The following is a 16416-nucleotide window of genomic DNA, read 5'->3' on the forward strand; positions in this document are numbered from 1 at the left end:
AACAGACAGAGGATAACGAGATGCAGGAGTTGTTGGCCTGGGTGCCGGGGGTCAAGGAGATTGCCCGCGAAGCCGGAAGGATCCTTCACGACATCTATCACGGCGGTCAGTTCGAGCGTCAGCTGAAGGAGGATGCGACCCCGGTCACCAGTGCCGATCTTGCTGCCGATGCCTACCTCAAACAGGCGCTCTCGGCGCTCACTCCCCACGTGCCGGTGCTGACCGAAGAGGCGGCCGACATCCCCTTCAGCCAACGATCCAACTGGCGGCAGTACTGGTTGGTGGATCCCCTCGACGGCACTGGCGAATTTATTGCGGGCAGCGGCGACTTCGCCACCCTGATCGCCCTGGTGCGGGACAATGTGCCGGTGCTCGGGGTCATCTATGCTCCCGAGTCCAATGTGCTCTACTGGGCGGTGCGTGGCTACGGCGCCTTCAAGGAGGTGAATGGCGAGGTGTTGCCCATCAGCGCCATGCACCACGAGCATGACCAGCCCGACTCGCTGGTGGTGGCCATCAGCCGCCGCCAGAAGCTGGAGAAGCTCACCCGCCGCCTCAACCCGGCCATCAACTACGAGCTGATCCCGCTCGGCTCCAGCTCCCTCAAATCCTGTCTGGTGGCGGAAGGGGCGGCCGATTGCTACGTGCGGCTAGGCCCCACCGGCGAGTGGGACACCGCCGCCGCCCAGTGCATCGTCGAGGCGGCCGGTGGCCGTATCCTCAGCCTGGCGTTGCAGCCACTCAGTTACAACGAAACCGAGTCGCTGGAAAACCCTGACTTTATCGTGATGGGGGATCCGGATCTCGCCTGGGGCAACATTCTGGCCCACTAGACGGATAGCGATATCATCACACCAGACAAGCAGGCGGCCCGATAGCCGCCTGCTTTTTCAGGGAAGTTGCCCCGGGTGATGACCGGAGTGATCCGCTGGTCAAGGCGCTCTTGAACAGCGTGATACGCTGGCAAAGCGGCAAAATGATAGTGAAACATCACAGTCGGTCGGCGAGAAATGGTGCGATTTTTTCACGTAATTCTGAAAACACCTGATTAGCCAAAATAAAAAAACGAGTGAGGATCAAATTTTGGTTTTATATTTCACAAAAATAACCATTTTCAGTTTTGTTGCATTCTGTGATCCAGATTCCATTCCCAATCTCGCTGGCTAAACCCCGCAATGGCAGTGATATGTTTCAGTCTCGCCTTTTGAGAATTAAATCCCGATAAACCACAATGAACTCAGATTAAAACACTAACAAAAAGTGAATTAGTAATGAGTTTATCTGTAGAGGCTACCAAGGAGCTATCCGGTTCCTGCTCCACCACTGCCAGCACCACCCGCTGGCGCCGTCACGACACCCACTGGGTTATCAGCCTGTTTGGCACCGCCGTTGGCGCCGGTATCCTGTTCCTGCCCATCAATCTGGGTCTGGGCGGCATCTGGCCCCTCGTCATCGTCGCAGTACTGGCAGGCCCCATGACCTTCCTCGCCCACCGCGGGCTGGCGCGCTTCGTGCTCTCCTCGTCACGCCCCCACGCCGACTTCACCGAAGTGGCGGAGGAGCACTTCGGCAAGATGGCCGGTCGCCTTATCTCGGCGCTCTACTTCCTCTCCATCTTCCCGATCCTGCTCATCTACGGGGTCGGGCTGACCAACACGGTGGAGAGCTTTATGGTCAACCAGCTCGGCATGGCAACCCCGGATCGGGTGATGCTCTCAGGCGTGCTGGTGTTTGCCATGATCGCCGTGATGCTGGCGGGTGAGAAGGCGATGCTGCGCGCCTTCGCCTTTATGGTCTATCCGCTCGCGGCCATTCTGGCGGCCCTCTCCTGCTACCTGATCCCTCAGTGGCAATGGCCGGAAGTGACCGCGTTTGAAGGGGTCAGCTTCCTCAACACCGTCTGGCTGGCGCTGCCGGTCACCGTGTTCGCCTTCAGCCACGCCGCAGCCATCTCCGGCTTTGCCAACGTGCAGCGTCGTGAATATGGCGAGCAGGCAGAAGCCAAGAGCGGCCTGATCCTGCGCAACACCACAGTGATGCTGGTGGGCTTCGTGCTGTTCTTCGTCTTCTCCTGCGTGCTGAGCCTCTCGCCAGCCCAGCTGGCTGAAGCCAAGGCCCAGAACGTCTCTGTGCTCTCCTATCTCGCCAACATCACCGATAACCCGGTGATCGTGACTCTGGGGCCGCTCATCGCCTTTATCGCCATCAGCTCCTCCTTCCTCGGCCACTTCCTCGGTGCCCGTGAAAGCCTGAAAAGCCTGATCGCCAAGCCCACCGGCCTGCCGCTGGCCAAGGCGGACAAAGTCGGCATCGCCCTGATGTTCTTCGCCATCTGGGGTGCCGCCGTCATCAATCCGGGCATTCTGGGGCTGATGGAGACCCTCTCCGGCCCGGTTATCGCCATGATCCTGTTCATCATGCCGGTGATTGCCATCTACAAGGTGGAGGCGCTGGCCCGCTTCCGTCACGGCTGGACCAACGGCTTTATCCTGCTGACCGGTTCGCTGGCGGTATCGGCGCTGATCTTCAGCCTGTTGAAGTAACGGCGAGCAACAAGCAAAAAGAGAGGCGACCCCAGGGTCGCCTCTCTTGTCTCTGTTCAGATGTGAACTCAGCCCAGCCTGGCGCCGTTCTCCACCGCCTGCTCGGGAATGGCCATCACCACGGCGCCATCCGGCCGGTAGAAACCGGTCAGCAGAAACTCCGACTGAAACGGGCCGATCTGCTTGGTCGGGAAGTTGACTACGGCGATGATCTGGCGGCCCACCAGCTGCTCTGGCTGGTAGAGGGCGGTGATCTGGGCGCTGCTCTTGCGGATCCCCAGTTCGGGGCCAAAATCCGCCCACACCTTGTAGGCCGGTTTGCGCGCCTCGGGGAACGGCTCGACCCGCACCAGAGTGCCCACCCGGAGCTCCACCACCTCGAAATCCTGCCAGCTAATCGTCTCCATTACGGCTCCTGTTTATCGTGCACCTTGCATGACCCGCAGCATGGCCCAAAGAGAGCATCCCGTCTTCGGCGATCAGCCGTTTCGTTACGGCAGGCGGCCGTTTTGCTGGCGCCAGAGGGACGGAGTGAGCCCGGTCTCACTCAGGAAGCGCTCGCTGAAGGCCCCCTGATTCTGGTAACCGCAGCGGCTGGCAATCTCGCCAACGGGCAGTTGCGTACCGGCAAGCAGGGTTCGCGCCAGCGCCATGCGCCGACTGCGAATGTAGTGGGAGACGCTCACCCCCAGCTGCTGGCGAAAGGCGAGCTTGAACTGGCTCTGGCCAAGGCAGGCGATGGCGGCGAGTTGTTGATTGGTCAGCGGGGCGGCGAGGTTGGCCTCGATATGGCGCTGCACCTTGAGGATGCGGGCGGCAAGGCGTGGAATGGCTGAGCTCTGCATCCCCAGCCCTTCCGCCAGCAGGGAGATCCACACCTGCTCCATGCCCGCCACCTGCCGCCCCTCGGCCACCATGCGGTGCAGAAAAGCGAGGTAGTGGCGCTGGGGTTCATCCAGCTCGATAAAGGGGTGAGCTGCCAGATCGCCGGGCAGCCAGTCGCTCTCCTGCACCAGAAACGAAAGCGCGGGATCGGCGGCGTAGTCGTGTCGCTCGCCGGGGGCGATGACGCAGGCAGAACCGGGGGCAAGCCGACGCCCATGGCCCTGCACCTCGATCTCGAGGGGGCCGTCGAGGGGGATCACCAGCTGGGCAAAGTCGTGACTATGGCTGCAAACGTGGTGGTGATAGTGGCGCAGGCTGAAGCGAGACATGACAGATAGCAATGACGCGGCCAGGGCCGCGTCATTGGGGGTTATTCCTTGTCGAAATCTTCGATCTCTTTGCCCAGCGCTTCCATAATGGCGCGCGCTTCGGCAGGGACACTGTCCGGATGATCCTTGCGCAAGTCTTCGTCGCAAGGGAGCGGCTGGCCGGTGAAAGCGTGCAGGAAGGCTTCACAGAGCAGCTCGCTGTTGGTCGCATGACGCAGGTTGTTCACCTGACGGCGGGTGCGCTCATCGGTCAACACTTTCAACACCTTGAGCGGGATCGAGACGGTAATCTTCTTGACCTGTTCGCTCTTCTTACCGTGTTCCGCGTAGGGGCTGACGTAGTCGCCGTTCCACTCTGTTCCCATGACTCACCTGTTCTCATTTAGCCGTGAGCGCGGATTTTAACCCTTAAGGAAATTAATGGCAATCCAACAGCAAAGCCATTTAGACGTCTGGAAGTGTTGACGGCCTTTTTAAGCTGGCGTAGTGTGGTTCATCATGATGCCAGCATTGGCACGATTGCGTGTGGCAAAAGCAGCGTGGCAGGAAGAGCGGCCACCGTCCAGAGAGATCAAGGAGAGAAACATGACCCACAAGGCCACCCTGGCGGTTCGCACCGGGATTGAGACAGACCAGCAACACGGTGCCGTGGTGCCGCCTATCTACCTCTCCAGCAACTACACCTTTGCCGACTTTGGCGAACCCCGTCAATACGATTATGCCCGTTCCGGCAACCCGACCCGTACCAATCTGGCGGGCGCGCTGGCGGCACTGGAAGGGGGCGCAGGCGCCGTGGTCACCGGCACCGGCATGGGGGCTATCCATCTGGTCAGCACCGCCCTGCTCAAGGCGGGGGATCTGCTGATCGCTCCCCACGACTGCTACGGTGGCACCTGGCGCCTGTTCGAGTATCTGGCGGCCAAGGGCCACTACCGGGTGCAGTTTGTCGATCAGGGGGATGAGGCCGCGCTGGCCGCCGCACTGGCCCAGAAGCCTGCGCTGGTATGGGTCGAGACCCCCTCCAACCCGCTGCTGCGGGTGGTGGATATCAGCGCCATCGCCAGCGCCGCCCACGAGGTGGGTGCACAGGTAGTGGTGGACAACACCTTCCTCTCCCCCCTGTTGCAACAGCCGCTGGCCCTCGGTGCCGATGTGGTGGTGCACTCCACCACCAAGTACATCAACGGTCACTCAGACGTGGTAGGCGGAGTGGCGATTGCCAAGGAGGCCGCACTGGCCGAGTCGCTGGTGTGGTGGGCCAACTGTCTGGGGCTCACCTCCGGGGCGTTCGACTCCTACCTCACCCTGCGCGGTCTGCGCACTCTGGCCCCCAGATTACGCACCCATCAGGAGAACACCGATCGCATCCTCGCCTTCCTGCAACAGCAGCCGCTGGTGAAACGCATCTATCACCCCAGCCTGCCGAGCCATCCGGGCCACGATATTGCGCGCCGTCAACAGTCCGGCTTCGGCGCCATGCTAAGTTTTGAACTCGATTGCAGCGAGGCGGGCATTCGCACCTTCCTTGCGGCCCTCACCCTCTTCTCGGTAGCCGAGTCCCTCGGCGGGGTGGAGAGTCTGGTGGCCCATCCGGCCAGCATGACCCACAGGGCCATGACCCCGGTCGCGCAGCAGGCAGCAGGCATCAGCGCCCAGCTGCTGCGGTTGTCGGTCGGTATTGAACACGGTGAAGATCTGGTGGCCGATCTGGCACAGGCTTTTGCACAGGCGCAGCAGGCAGAACAGGTAGCGAAGTAATGGAACAGCAGCAACAAGGAGAGATCGCGGTGGCAACAGAAGCAGGCTTGAAGCGACGTCACGTCCACAAATTCGGTGGCAGCAGTCTGGCGGATCCGGTCTGTTATCGCCGGGTCGCCAGCATCGTGGAACAACAGGTGGGTGGGGATGAATTGATCGTGGTCTCCGCCGCCGGCAAGACCACCAACCGCCTGATCCAGCTGGTGGAGCTGGCCGAAGCGGGTGATGAAGCCGCTGGCGAAGCCATCTCCGCCCTCCACGCCTATCAGCAGGGGCTGATCGACGGCCTGCTGGAAGGTGAACTGCAGCTTGATCTGAGCAAACAGCTGGCCGACGACATGCAGCTCATCGCCAAGACGCTTGAGGGGCAGTTTGACCGCTTCGCCCGCAACGGCCTGCTCGCCTTTGGCGAGGTGTGGTCGGCGCGCCTGCTGGCAGCCCTGCTCACCAGCCGCGGCGACAAGGCCATCTGGCTCGATGCCCGCAGCTTCCTGCGCGCCGAGGATGGCGCTCTGGTCAAGGTGGATACTGCGCTCTCCAGCGAACTGCTCAAGGCGCGACTGGCGGAGCATGCCGGTCGTATCGTGGTAACCGGCTTTATCGCTGCCGACATGGAAGGCCGCTCCCTGCTGCTCGGTCGCAACGGTTCCGACTACAGCGCCAGCCTGTTGGCGCTGCTGGCGGACGGCGAATCCACCACCATCTGGAGCGACGTGGCCGGGGTCTACAGCGCCGACCCGCGCCGGGTGAAGGAGGCGCGCCTGCTGGAGCGCCTGAGCCTCGCCGAAGCGAACGAGCTGGCCCGCCTCGGCTCCTCGGTCTTGCACTCCCGTACCCTGCAACCGGTGGCCGACAGTCGTCAGCGCCTCACCCTGCGCTGCAGCTACAACCCGGACGAGGGCTGCACCCACATCCTGCGCCGCGCCCCCCGCTCCGGCGGTGCCCGCATCGTCTCCTCGGTGGATCAGATCGCCCTCATCGAGCTGAAGGTGCTGCCACAGACCAACTATGAGCAGACGGTAGCCACCATCGAGGCCCATCTGGCCCGTCACCGCCTCAATCCGCTCACCCTGCAGCGCCAGCCGGATCGCAGGGTGCTGCGCCTCGCCTATACCCTCGAAGTGGCACAAGGGGCCTTCGAGCTGCTGCGCGACTTCCAGCTGCAAGGGAGCTTCACCGGCCTCATCCAGAAGGAGGGGTACAGTCTGGTAGCGCTGGTAGGGGCAGGCGTCACCGACAATGCCGAGCAGTGTCACCGCTTCTACCAGCTGCTGGCGGATCAGCCGCTGGAGTTCGTCCAGGTGGCCAAAGATGGCCTGAGTCTGGTGGCCGTGCTGCGTCAGGTAGTGCTGGAACCCTTGCTCATCGCCATGCACAGCGCCCTGTTCAGCCGCCCGAATCGGGTCGGACTGGTGGTGTTCGGCAAGGGCAATATCGGCGGCCACTGGCTGAGCCTCTATGCCCGCGAAAAGGCGCGCCTCGAACATGAACTCAATCTGGCGCTCACCCTCTACGGGGTGTTCAGCTCGGAAGGGGGCCTGCTCGATGAAGAGGGGCTGGATCCGCTCAAGGTGCAGGACAACTTTGCCCCCAAAGCACTGATCTGGCCCGAACTGCTGGCCCAGCTGGAACAACACAGCTTCGACACCCTGATCGCTATCGATTTGACCGCCAGCGAAACGGTCAGCCTCTACTACCCCGACTTCGCCCAGCTCGGCATTCACATCATCGCAGCCAACAAGTTTGCCGGGGCCGCCGACAGCGAATTCTACCAGCGCATCAAGCAGACCTGCCGCGACCATCAGGTGCAGTGGCGCTACAACGCCACCGTGGGTGCCGGGTTGCCAATCCAGTCCAGCATCCAGATGCTGCGCCAGAGCGGCGACCGTATTCAGGGGGTATCCGGCATCTTCTCCGGCACCCTCTCCTGGCTGTTCCAGCAGTATGACGGCACCCGCCCCTTCTCCGAGCTGGTTGATGAGGCGTGGCAGCACGGCCTGACCGAACCGGATCCCCGCGAGGATCTCTCCGGTCAGGATGTGCGTCGCAAGCTGCTTATTCTGGCACGAGAGGCGGGCTTCGAGCTCGACTCCGCCGATATCGAGCTGGAGAATCTGGTGCCCGTCCCGCTGCGCAAGGTGAGCACAGATCAGTTCATGGACAGACTGAAAGAGCTGGATGGCCCGATCCAGACCGCCTTCGAGGGGGCCAAGCGCCTCGGCAAGGTGCTGCGCTACGTGGCTCGCTTCGAGCATGACGGCAAGGCGCGGGTCGGGCTGGAGGCGCTGGAGCCGCACCACCCGTTTGCCAACCTGTTGCCATGCGACAACATCTTCGCCATCGAGAGCGACAGCTACCGCACCAACCCGCTGGTGATTCAGGGGCCAGGGGCTGGTCGCGAAGTGACGGCCGCCGCCATCCAGTACGACCTCTGGCAAATCTGCGCGTCGCTCTAAGCGCAAGAAATAGCGGCAATAAAAAAGCCCGAGTCGATGACTCGGGCTTTTTTATTGCTGAACGCAGCTTCTTAGGAGAAGCAGGCCTGCAACACGTAGAAGATACCGATGGCCAGAATGGCACCTGCCGGCAGGGTGATGACCCAGGAGACCACGATGTTGCGCAGCACACCCAGGTTCAGCGCCGCGATACCGCGCGCCAGACCCACGCCCATGACCGCACCAACCAGAGTCTGGGTGGTGGAGATGGGCAGACCGGTGCCGGAGGCGATTACCACGGTAGCGGCAGTGGCCAGCTGGGCGGCAAAACCACGGCTCGGGGTCAGGTGAGTGATGCCGGTGCCGACAGTCGCCATCACCTTCTCGCCCATGGTGGCCAGACCGATCACGATACCGATACCGCCGAGGGGCAGGATCCACCAGGCAATGGCGGCCTGACCGGAAATCTCGCCACCGGAAGCCACGATAGAGGCCACCGCAGAGAGCGGGCCGATGGCATTGGCCACGTCGTTAGAACCGTGGGCAAACGCCATGGCACAGGCTGTGATCACCATCAGGATGCCGAATACCTTCTCCACGTTGGCGAAGTGCATCTTGCTGTCATCCTGCGGGTTGTACTTCTGACCGCGGATATAGATCCAGCCGGCAAACGCCACGGCGATAGAGATGGCCACGGAGAGCATGACGCCCTCGCCATCGGTCAGGTGCAGACCAACGTGAGTCAGACCCTTCTTGATGGTTACCAGGCAGATGACCAGCGAGGTCAGGAACATGTAGAAGGGAACGTAGCGCTTGGCGTTGTTCAGGGGATCATCGGTGTTGAAGATGAGCTTCTGCACGCTGATGAACATGAAGTAGGCGATGACACCGGAGATGGCGGGGGTGATGACCCAGGAGCCGACGATGCCGCCAAACTTGTTCCACTGCACCGCTTCCGGGCCAATGCTCACCACGGCGAAACCGACGATGGCGCCGATGATGGAGTGCGTGGTGGAGACAGGCCAGCCAAAGTAGGAGGCGAGGATCAACCAGGCACCGGCAGCCAGCAGGGAGGCGATCATGCCGAGCACCAGCAGATCCGGGCTATCGACAAAGGCATTGCTGTCGATGATACCGCTACGGATGGTGGCGGTTACTTCACCACCGGCCAGATAGGCACCGGCAAATTCGAAGATCATGGCGATGATAATCGCCTGACGAATGGTCAGGGATTTGGTACCGACCGATGTGCCCATGGCGTTGGCTACGTCATTCGCGCCAATGCCCCAGGCCATCAAAAAGCCGAACAAGGCCGCCACGAGCACCAGAGTGGTGCCGTAATTCGCAATAATGTCCATTGATAGTGTTTACCCAGTCAGTCGATTACGAACGAGCCAGCATCAGCTCAAGACGGGCGCCTACGCGCTCAGCCTGATCAGCCAGGTCACCTACCCATTCGAGGATCTTGTAGAGGAACATCACGTCGATCGGGTTGTAGTTCTGCTCAACCGCTTGAAGCTGTTGGCGCAGACCGATCTGCATGGTGTCTGTATCGTCCTCGATCAGATCCAGCTGGTGGATCATCTCGGCAACCATTTCCACTTCCCGTCCTTTGAAGCCGGTCTCGAGCAGCTCGTCGAGCTCCCCGATCGCTTTCTCGGCCTGAGCGGTCGCATCAATACAACGTTTGAGGTAAGCCATGAAGCCTTCCCGCATTTCGGAAGGGAACTCCATGCGACGACCAAGCATGCGGCCGGAGATATCCTTGGCACGGTTGGCAATCTTGTCTTGCTGGGTCAACAACTCCAGCAGGTCGGTGCGTGCAACCGGCAGGAACAGACCGCGGGGCAGTTTCAGACGAATTTCACGCTTGAGGATATCCGCCTCTTTTTCCAGCTGGGAGATCTGTTGCCGGATCTTCTCGGCATCTTCCCAACGGTCTTCAGCAACGGCATCAAAGAAGGGAACCAGCTGCTGGGAGCACTGGTGAACCTTGACGATATGCTTCTGCAGCGGCTTGATGGGGGACTTGGCAAAAAGCCCCAAAATAGTATTTACTGGCATGGCCAAACCTGTGTCGGTGAAAAAACACTCGATACGATTTTATGAGGCGCGCATGTTAACCGAACTGCGCCCTCAATTAAACCGCGAATTAATCTAGTCGTTTCGCGGGCATTATATCCCCGCGACCCGATTCCTGCCCCCCAAAGTTGCCTGCCAGCCCGGAATGAGTATGCAAACTGAGATCGAGATAAAGTTTTTTGTCGCCCGCGACATTGCGGCAGATTTATCCAACCTGTTGAATTCTTTTGAGATTAAAGAATCATCACAACAGCAGCTCGGCAACGTCTATTTCGACACGCCGACCCTCGACCTGCGTCGTCTGGACATGGGGTTGCGCATTCGCCGCTGCGACGCCTACGCCGAACAGACCATCAAATGCCGCGGCCAGGCGGTGGGTGGCCTGCATGCCAGACCCGAATACAATGCGCCAATTGGTGGCGATCTGCCGACATTGAGCGCCTTTCCCGCAGAAATCTGGCCCGATGTGACAGAACGTGACCGCATCCAGCAGCAACTGGTCGCGCAATTCAGTACCGACTTCCTGCGCCGCCACTGGCTGATCGCGTTCGAGGGTGCCGAGATTGAACTGGCCTGGGATCAGGGGGAGATAGTCGGCAGTCAGGGGCGCACGGCGATCAACGAGCTGGAACTGGAGCTCAAGTCGGGCGATACCACAGCGCTGTTTGCACTGGCGCAGCGCCTCGCCCGGCTTGGTGGCGTGCGTCTGGGGGCGCAATCCAAGGCGCAGCGCGGGTATCGGCTGGCCGGGCTCGGCAAGCCGCTGGCCCTGCAATCTCTGGCCACCAGCGAAGCCATGGATGTGGTAACCGCCATCGCCGCCGGCCTGAGCCACTGGCAGCATCACGAGCAGCTCGGGCTGGAAAATCCGCAGAATGAGAATATTCGGCAGCAAGCATTCGCCGCCCTGTGTGAAGGGATTGCGCTGATTGAACGTCGAGTGGCCGAGCTGACGCAGCCGACCCTTTGGGGTTCAGAGCTGGCAAGCCTGCTGGCGCATCTGCAAACCGCGCCGGTCTCTGATCGCCAGTGGCCCGCCGAGCTGGCTGACCTCTTCCTCTCAGCGGATTATGTCGCACTGCAGCTGGCTATCGCCGACTGGCTGCACAACGCACGCTGAGCGGCCAATCCGCTGCCACCGCAAACAGAACGGGTGAGCCTTGGCTCACCCGTTTTGCATTACAGCAGGTTGAGCTGCTGCATGGCGCTGCGAATGCGCTCGCGAGTCGCTTCCGACAGTGGCATCACCGGCAGGCGGCACTCTTCGCTACAGAAACCGAGCAGGGAAGCGGCATATTTGGCACCAGCCGGGCTCGGCTCGGCAAACATCGCCTGATGAAGCGGAATCAGCTGGTCTTGCAGTTCACGCGCTTCTTGCCACTTGCCAGCCAGCGCCAGATTTTGCACCTCGGCCACCAGCTTGGGGGCCACGTTGGCGGTCACCGAGATACAGCCCTGACCACCGCCGATGTTGTAGGCCACGGCAGTGGCATCCTCACCGGAGAGCCAGGCAAAGGGCTTTTTGATCAGCTGGCGCTCGGTCCAGGGACGGGCCAGATCGCCAGTCGCGTCTTTCACCCCGGCAATGCGTGGCAGCTCGGCCAGACGGGCCAGAGTGGCGGGCTGCACGTCAACGATGGCGCGCGGCGGAATGTTGTAGACGATGATGGGTTTGCTGGTTGCGTCGTGCACTGCCTTGAAGTGGTGGTAGAGTCCCTCCTGATTGGGGCGGTTGTAGTAACCGGCAACATGCAGGGTGGCATCTGCACCGACCCGCTCGGCATACTGGGTATATTCGATCGCCTCGACCGGATTGTTGGAGCCCGCTCCGGCAATCACCGGAATGCGACCAGCGACCTGTTTGACCACCAGCTCCACCACCCGGCAGTGCTCGTCGTGGGTCAGGGTCGGGCTCTCACCCGTGGTACCGACCGGCACAATGCCGTGAGTACCCTGCTCGATATGCCACTCCACCAGACGCAGCAGCGCCTCTTCATCCAGCTTTCCCTGTCGGAACGGGGTAATCAACGCAACGATTGAACCTTGAAACATGGGATCTCCTTCTCCGGTTTGACGCTCATATGGCAATAAAAAACCCCGGTTCGATGTGCGCAACCGGGGTTTGAATCTTCTCAGGGATGAGAGGTTACGCGCGAACGTCAGCAGGCCCGAATTTCAGGCTTTTTTTATGCTTTCGTTTCAACCCGTTGAACCGCATTGACTCATCTCTGCTCAAAAAATGGTGTCTGGGCATATTTCGGGAACACGGCATAAATGTCAAGGCGAAAGGGGCTATGTATAATGGCCGCCCAAAATTGCGTGGAGAGACCCGATGAGCAGCCCAATCAGTGCCGTCAGCCAGATGCTGGAACGAAACCAAGCCCTCTTTGTCGGCAAGCGGCTACTTGTCTGTGGCGCACTGGAGGATGACTACCCTCGCCAGCTGGCCACTCTGACCCAAACCCTGACCGTCTTTACCACCGATTACTGCTACTACCGCAGCCAGCAGGCGGCCCTCGGCGAGGCTATCCTGTTCGACCACCAACTCGGTGGCGCCCCCCGCTTCGATGCCCTGTTGCTGCTGATGCCCAAGGCGAAAGCCGAGGCACAATATCTGCTGGCCATGATGACCCCCCTGCTGGAGGCTGGCGCCGACCTGTTCCTGGCCGGCGAAAACCGTGGCGGCATCAATGGCGCAGACAAGCTGCTGGCCCCCTATGGCGACAAACCGCTCAAGCGCGATTCGGCGCGCCGCTGCTCTCTCTATCATGGCGAACTGAGCAAACCGGTCGCCCCGTTCGATCTGGATAGCTGGTTTGGCCGCTATCAGTGCAAGGCGGGTGATACCGAGCTGACCGTGCTGGCGCTGCCCGGCGTTTTCAGCGCCGCCGAGCTGGACCTCGGCACCCAGATGTTGCTGGCCACCGTGCCGGCCATGAAGGGTTCACTGCTCGATTTTGGTTGCGGTGCCGGGGTAATTGGCTCCGTGCTGGCCAAGCGCAATCCCGAGCTCAAGGTCACCATGGTGGACATCAATGCGCTGGCGCTGGAGTCAAGCCGCCGCACCTTGGCTATCAACGATCTGCAAGGGGAGGTTCATGCCTCTGACGTCTACTCCGACATTACGGGAAGCTTTGATCAGATTGTCTCCAATCCCCCTTTCCATGCCGGGCTCAAGACCTTCTATGCGGCGACCGAAACCTTCCTCGCCAGGGCGCCTGAATTTTTGCGTCCCCATGGCAGCCTGACCATTGTTGCCAACGCATTCCTGCGCTATCAGCCTATACTGGAAGCACACTTCAAACGGACGGAAGTGAGCAACAGTGACGCCAAATTCAAGGTCTATCTGAGCAAAGTGTAAATAAGTGTAAGCAGTACAATAAAACCGCTAGAGAGCGCCATCCGGAATCTGATAAGGTACTAGAAGCACAGCAAAAACACCCCTTTAGGGGTGTTTTTATGCCGAAGGTTGAAAACCTTTTCATACATGTTTATTCAGGGAGAGAAATACGATGGCTGGCATTTTGACCATGATCCTGGCCGGAGGTGAAGGTACTCGCCTGCAGCCTTTGACAACCACCCGCAGCAAGCCGTCAGTACCCTTTGGTGGCAGCTACCGGCTAATCGACTTTGTCCTCAACAATTTCGTCAACGCAGACTTTCTGCGCATCTACGTCCTCACCCAGTTCAAATCCCAGTCCCTCTATCTGCACATGAAGAAAGGCTGGAATATCGTCGGCATCACGGACCGCTTTATCGACCCCATTCCGGCCCAGATGCGGATGGGCAAGCGCTGGTATGACGGCACCGCCGACGCCATCTACCAGAACCTCGGCTTTATCGAGCGGGCCGAACCGGATCATGTCTGCATCTTCGGCTCCGACCACATCTACAAGATGGATGTGAGCCAGATGGTGAGCTTCCATAAGCAGAAAAATGCCGCCATGACAGTGGCAGCCCTGCGCATGCCGATTGCAGAAGCCAGCTCGTTCGGGGTGATCGAGGTGGATGCCGAAGGGCGGATGATCGGCTTTCAGGAGAAACCGAAACAGCCGAAACACATTCCCGGTGATCCCACCCAGGCACTGGTCTCCATGGGCAACTACATCTTCGAGACCGAGGCGCTCTGCCGCGAGTTGAAGCGGGATGCCGCAGAGGAGAACTCCAGCCATGACTTTGGCAAGGATGTGATCCCCAGCCTCTACCCAAGGGCGCCGGTCTATGTCTACGACTACAGCACCAACGTGATCCCGGGCGAAAAACCCAACGTCTACTGGCGCGACGTGGGCACCCTGGACTCCTACTGGCAGGCGCACATGGATTTGGTGGCCGACAACCCTCTCTTCTCTCTCTACAACCGCAAGTGGCCGCTGCACACCCACTATCCGGCCCTGCCGCCAGCCACCTTCATCGACAGTGACGAGTGCAAGGTGAAGATCGCCAACTCGCTCATCTCCGCCGGTTGCTTCATTCAGGGCAGCCAGATCCAGCGCTCCATCCTCGGTTTTCGCTGCAACATCGGCGCCTGCAGCCACATCAGCGAGTCCGTCCTGCTGGGGGATGTAAAGATTGGCGAAGGGTGCTCCATCCGGCGCGCCATCATTGATAAAAACGTTGAAATTGCGCCAGGCACCGTTATCGGTGAAAATCTCGACCACGATAGAGAACGATTTACCGTATCCGAAGGCGGTATCGTGGTGGTACCTAAGGGAGCAAGAGTTGGCTATTAACCCACTGAAAATCCTGTTTGTTGCCTCGGAGGTCGAGGGGCTGGTCAAGACTGGTGGCCTGGCGGATGTAGCCAGAGCGCTGCCAATGTATCTGGCCCAGAAGGGGCATGATGTCAGGATCATGCTCCCCTTCTACAAGACGATAAAACACCGGGATGAGGCAAAACTGGTGGCATCGCGCTGGCTGCCCACCCACCCGGGTCTGCCGGATATCGGTTATCGCATTTACCAGATGGAGCTGGATGGTGTTTGCATCTATCTCATCGACTGCCCGCAATATTTCGACCGCCCCCAGCTTTATGCTGAAAATAATCAGGCTTATCCGGACAACGGCGAGCGCTTTGCCTTCTTCTCGGCAGCAGCTCTCCATGCCTGTGAGCAACTTGGTTTCGCCCCGGACATCGCCCACTGCAACGACTGGCATACCGGCCTGTTGCCGCTGTTGTTGAAAACCCGTCATGCCCACAACCCCTTCTTCCAGCAGACTCGCAGCGTGATCAGCATTCACAACGCGGCGTTTCAGGGGGTATTCGGGCGGGAGCAGTTCTGGGCCATGCCCGAGATCGCCGACTACGAGCGCCGCATCAACTATGACTACGGCCACGTCAACCTGCTCAAGTGCGGGGTTCTGTATGCTGACAAGATCAATGCGGTCAGCCCCAACTATGCCCAGGAGCTGCTGACTCACCTTGGTGCCCATGGCATGGCACACATCTTCCAGCAACGGGCTGCCGACCTTTGCGGCATCCTCAATGGCTGCGACTACAAGGATTGGGATCCCGAATTCGACGAACTCCTGCCCGCAACCTATAGCGTCGACAATCTGACCGGCAAACAGGTGTGCAAAGAGAGCCTGCAACAAGAGGTGGGTCTACCAGTCGCAAACCTGCCTATCTATGGCATGGTATGCCGCCTGACCGAACAGAAGGGTGTCCCCCTGCTGATCCCGGCGCTGGAGAAATTTCTCCACCATCAGGTACAAGTGGTGATCGTCGGCTCTGGCGATCCTGCGCTCGCCACGCAACTACAAACCATGGCCCGGGATTACCCGGACAAGCTCGCCTTCATCAATGCCTATGATGACCGACTGGCCCATCTGGTTGAAGCCGGAGCGGACTTCTTCCTGATGCCCTCTCTGTTCGAACCTTGCGGTCTCAACCAGATGTACAGCCTGGCCTATGGCACCCTGCCACTGGTGCGCGCCGTTGGTGGACTGAAAGATACCGTGGTCGACTGGGATACAGACCCAGAGCATGCCACCGGCTTCTGCTTCAATGACCCGACCGCCGCAATTCTGCTCGATACCATGCGCCGCAGCCTGCTCTACTTCCTGCAAGACAGGGAAAAATTCGCCAAGGTGCAGCGCAACGCCATGAACACCCGCTTCAACTGGCCCGACTCGGTCACCCAGTACGAACAGATGTATCTGAGCGCATTGGGCCGTTACTGAGCTAGCTACTCGGGCAGATTGCTGAAGTTTTGTCCCTTTGGCATGTCTTTAAGCGTCAACAGCGAAAAAAGTCCCCTTTGGCTGTTGACGCCCCCCCAAAACTCTATAGAATCCCCCTCCGCAGTGATGCGAAGGTGGCGGAATTGGTAGACGCGCTAGCTTCAGGTGTTAGTGTCCCACGGATGTGAGGGTTCGAGTCCCTCT

14 protein-coding genes are annotated in these 16416 nt (G+C 60.1%); 8 read left to right on the top strand and 6 right to left on the bottom strand.

Annotated elements, in window-relative coordinates:
* Window positions 1–20: 20 nt before the first annotated feature.
* Together cysQ and NOM67_RS16540 are read left to right on the top strand one after the other, a co-directional pair.
* Window positions 21–833, top strand: coding sequence for a 3'(2'),5'-bisphosphate nucleotidase CysQ (cysQ, locus tag NOM67_RS16535; protein ID WP_005343054.1), 813 nt, complete (start codon window positions 21–23; stop codon window positions 831–833).
* 438 nt (window positions 834–1271) lie between these two features.
* Window positions 1272–2543 (top strand): aromatic amino acid transport family protein, encoded by a 1272-nt coding sequence (locus NOM67_RS16540; protein ID WP_255938780.1) that lies wholly within the window; start codon window positions 1272–1274, stop codon window positions 2541–2543.
* Between the two features lie 68 nt (window positions 2544–2611).
* On the opposite strand, the gene NOM67_RS16545 is transcribed toward NOM67_RS16540, so the two are convergent.
* From NOM67_RS16545 to metJ, 3 genes are all read right to left on the bottom strand, one after another.
* Window positions 2612–2950: a tRNA-binding protein gene (locus NOM67_RS16545; protein WP_127007042.1), complete on the bottom strand. Its 339-nt coding sequence runs from the start codon at window positions 2948–2950 to the stop codon at window positions 2612–2614.
* 84 nt (window positions 2951–3034) lie between these two features.
* The gene (locus NOM67_RS16550; RefSeq protein ID WP_255938781.1) at window positions 3035–3757 is read right to left on the bottom strand and encodes an AraC family transcriptional regulator; all 723 of its coding nucleotides are present in this window, start codon (window positions 3755–3757) and stop codon (window positions 3035–3037) included.
* Window positions 3758–3798: 41 nt separating this feature from the next.
* On the bottom strand, window positions 3799–4122 hold the full coding sequence (gene metJ, locus NOM67_RS16555; protein ID WP_005343046.1) for a met regulon transcriptional regulator MetJ: 324 nt from the start codon (window positions 4120–4122) through the stop codon (window positions 3799–3801).
* A 220-nt stretch (window positions 4123–4342) separates the two neighbouring features.
* Between metJ and metB the strand changes: the two genes are divergently transcribed.
* Window positions 4343–5515 carry a cystathionine gamma-synthase gene (gene metB / locus NOM67_RS16560; RefSeq protein WP_255938785.1) on the top strand — a complete coding sequence of 391 codons (1173 nt, stop codon included), beginning with the start codon at window positions 4343–4345 and terminating at the stop codon, window positions 5513–5515.
* Window positions 5515–7971, top strand: a complete 2457-nt coding sequence (locus NOM67_RS16565; RefSeq protein ID WP_255938787.1) for a bifunctional aspartate kinase/homoserine dehydrogenase II — start codon at window positions 5515–5517, stop codon at window positions 7969–7971. The genes metB and NOM67_RS16565 overlap by 1 nt, the downstream gene beginning before the upstream one ends.
* A 71-nt stretch (window positions 7972–8042) precedes the next feature.
* On the opposite strand, the gene NOM67_RS16570 is transcribed toward NOM67_RS16565, so the two are convergent.
* Complete coding sequence (locus NOM67_RS16570) at window positions 8043–9308, bottom strand: inorganic phosphate transporter (protein ID WP_041209023.1); 1266 nt, start codon at window positions 9306–9308, stop codon at window positions 8043–8045.
* Between the two features lie 25 nt (window positions 9309–9333).
* Complete coding sequence (locus NOM67_RS16575) at window positions 9334–10014, bottom strand: TIGR00153 family protein (RefSeq protein ID WP_033113984.1); 681 nt, start codon at window positions 10012–10014, stop codon at window positions 9334–9336.
* A 169-nt stretch (window positions 10015–10183) separates the two neighbouring features.
* On the opposite strand from NOM67_RS16575, the gene NOM67_RS16580 reads away from it, so the two are divergent.
* The gene (locus NOM67_RS16580) at window positions 10184–11152 is read left to right on the top strand and encodes an inorganic triphosphatase (RefSeq protein WP_255938788.1); all 969 of its coding nucleotides are present in this window, start codon (window positions 10184–10186) and stop codon (window positions 11150–11152) included.
* 59 nt (window positions 11153–11211) lie between these two features.
* Here NOM67_RS16580 and dapA read toward each other — a convergent pair whose 3' ends face one another.
* Complete coding sequence (gene dapA / locus NOM67_RS16585; RefSeq protein ID WP_033113982.1) at window positions 11212–12084, bottom strand: 4-hydroxy-tetrahydrodipicolinate synthase; 873 nt, start codon at window positions 12082–12084, stop codon at window positions 11212–11214.
* Between the two features lie 280 nt (window positions 12085–12364).
* Here dapA and rsmC point away from each other — a divergent pair, with 280 nt between their 5' ends.
* The 3 genes from rsmC to glgA all read left to right on the top strand — a co-directional run bounded on the left by rsmC (window position 12365) and on the right by glgA (window position 16212).
* Complete coding sequence (gene rsmC / locus NOM67_RS16590) at window positions 12365–13393, top strand: 16S rRNA (guanine(1207)-N(2))-methyltransferase RsmC (protein ID WP_255938789.1); 1029 nt, start codon at window positions 12365–12367, stop codon at window positions 13391–13393.
* Between the two features lie 151 nt (window positions 13394–13544).
* Window positions 13545–14762 carry a glucose-1-phosphate adenylyltransferase gene (gene glgC, locus NOM67_RS16595; protein WP_033113980.1) on the top strand — a complete coding sequence of 406 codons (1218 nt, stop codon included), beginning with the start codon at window positions 13545–13547 and terminating at the stop codon, window positions 14760–14762.
* Window positions 14752–16212, top strand: coding sequence for a glycogen synthase GlgA (glgA, locus tag NOM67_RS16600; protein WP_255938790.1), 1461 nt, complete (start codon window positions 14752–14754; stop codon window positions 16210–16212). Before glgC ends, glgA begins: the two co-directional genes overlap by 11 nt.
* Window positions 16213–16416: the final 204 nt, after the last annotated feature.

This window comes from Aeromonas sp. SG16 (genome assembly GCF_024436135.1).
Classification (GTDB): Bacteria; Pseudomonadota; Gammaproteobacteria; order Enterobacterales; family Aeromonadaceae; genus Aeromonas; species Aeromonas jandaei.

What these genes read in the sequence shown, in the direction of transcription:
- metJ (WP_005343046.1), bottom strand. Translation starts at nt 4,122, where the DNA reads ATGGGAACAGAGTGGAACGGCGACTACGTCAGCCCCTACGCGGAACAC.
- NOM67_RS16570 (WP_041209023.1), bottom strand. Translation starts at nt 9,308, where the DNA reads ATGGACATTATTGCGAATTACGGCACCACTCTGGTGCTCGTGGCGGCC.
- NOM67_RS16545 (WP_127007042.1), bottom strand. Translation starts at nt 2,950, where the DNA reads ATGGAGACGATTAGCTGGCAGGATTTCGAGGTGGTGGAGCTCCGGGTG.
- glgC (WP_033113980.1), top strand. Translation starts at nt 13,545, where the DNA reads ATGGCTGGCATTTTGACCATGATCCTGGCCGGAGGTGAAGGTACTCGC.
- NOM67_RS16575 (WP_033113984.1), bottom strand. Translation starts at nt 10,014, where the DNA reads ATGCCAGTAAATACTATTTTGGGGCTTTTTGCCAAGTCCCCCATCAAG.
- NOM67_RS16540 (WP_255938780.1), top strand. Translation starts at nt 1,272, where the DNA reads ATGAGTTTATCTGTAGAGGCTACCAAGGAGCTATCCGGTTCCTGCTCC.
- dapA (WP_033113982.1), bottom strand. Translation starts at nt 12,084, where the DNA reads ATGTTTCAAGGTTCAATCGTTGCGTTGATTACCCCGTTCCGACAGGGA.
- cysQ (WP_005343054.1), top strand. Translation starts at nt 21, where the DNA reads ATGCAGGAGTTGTTGGCCTGGGTGCCGGGGGTCAAGGAGATTGCCCGC.
- NOM67_RS16550 (WP_255938781.1), bottom strand. Translation starts at nt 3,757, where the DNA reads ATGTCTCGCTTCAGCCTGCGCCACTATCACCACCACGTTTGCAGCCAT.
- metB (WP_255938785.1), top strand. Translation starts at nt 4,343, where the DNA reads ATGACCCACAAGGCCACCCTGGCGGTTCGCACCGGGATTGAGACAGAC.
- rsmC (WP_255938789.1), top strand. Translation starts at nt 12,365, where the DNA reads ATGAGCAGCCCAATCAGTGCCGTCAGCCAGATGCTGGAACGAAACCAA.
- NOM67_RS16580 (WP_255938788.1), top strand. Translation starts at nt 10,184, where the DNA reads ATGCAAACTGAGATCGAGATAAAGTTTTTTGTCGCCCGCGACATTGCG.
- NOM67_RS16565 (WP_255938787.1), top strand. Translation starts at nt 5,515, where the DNA reads ATGGAACAGCAGCAACAAGGAGAGATCGCGGTGGCAACAGAAGCAGGC.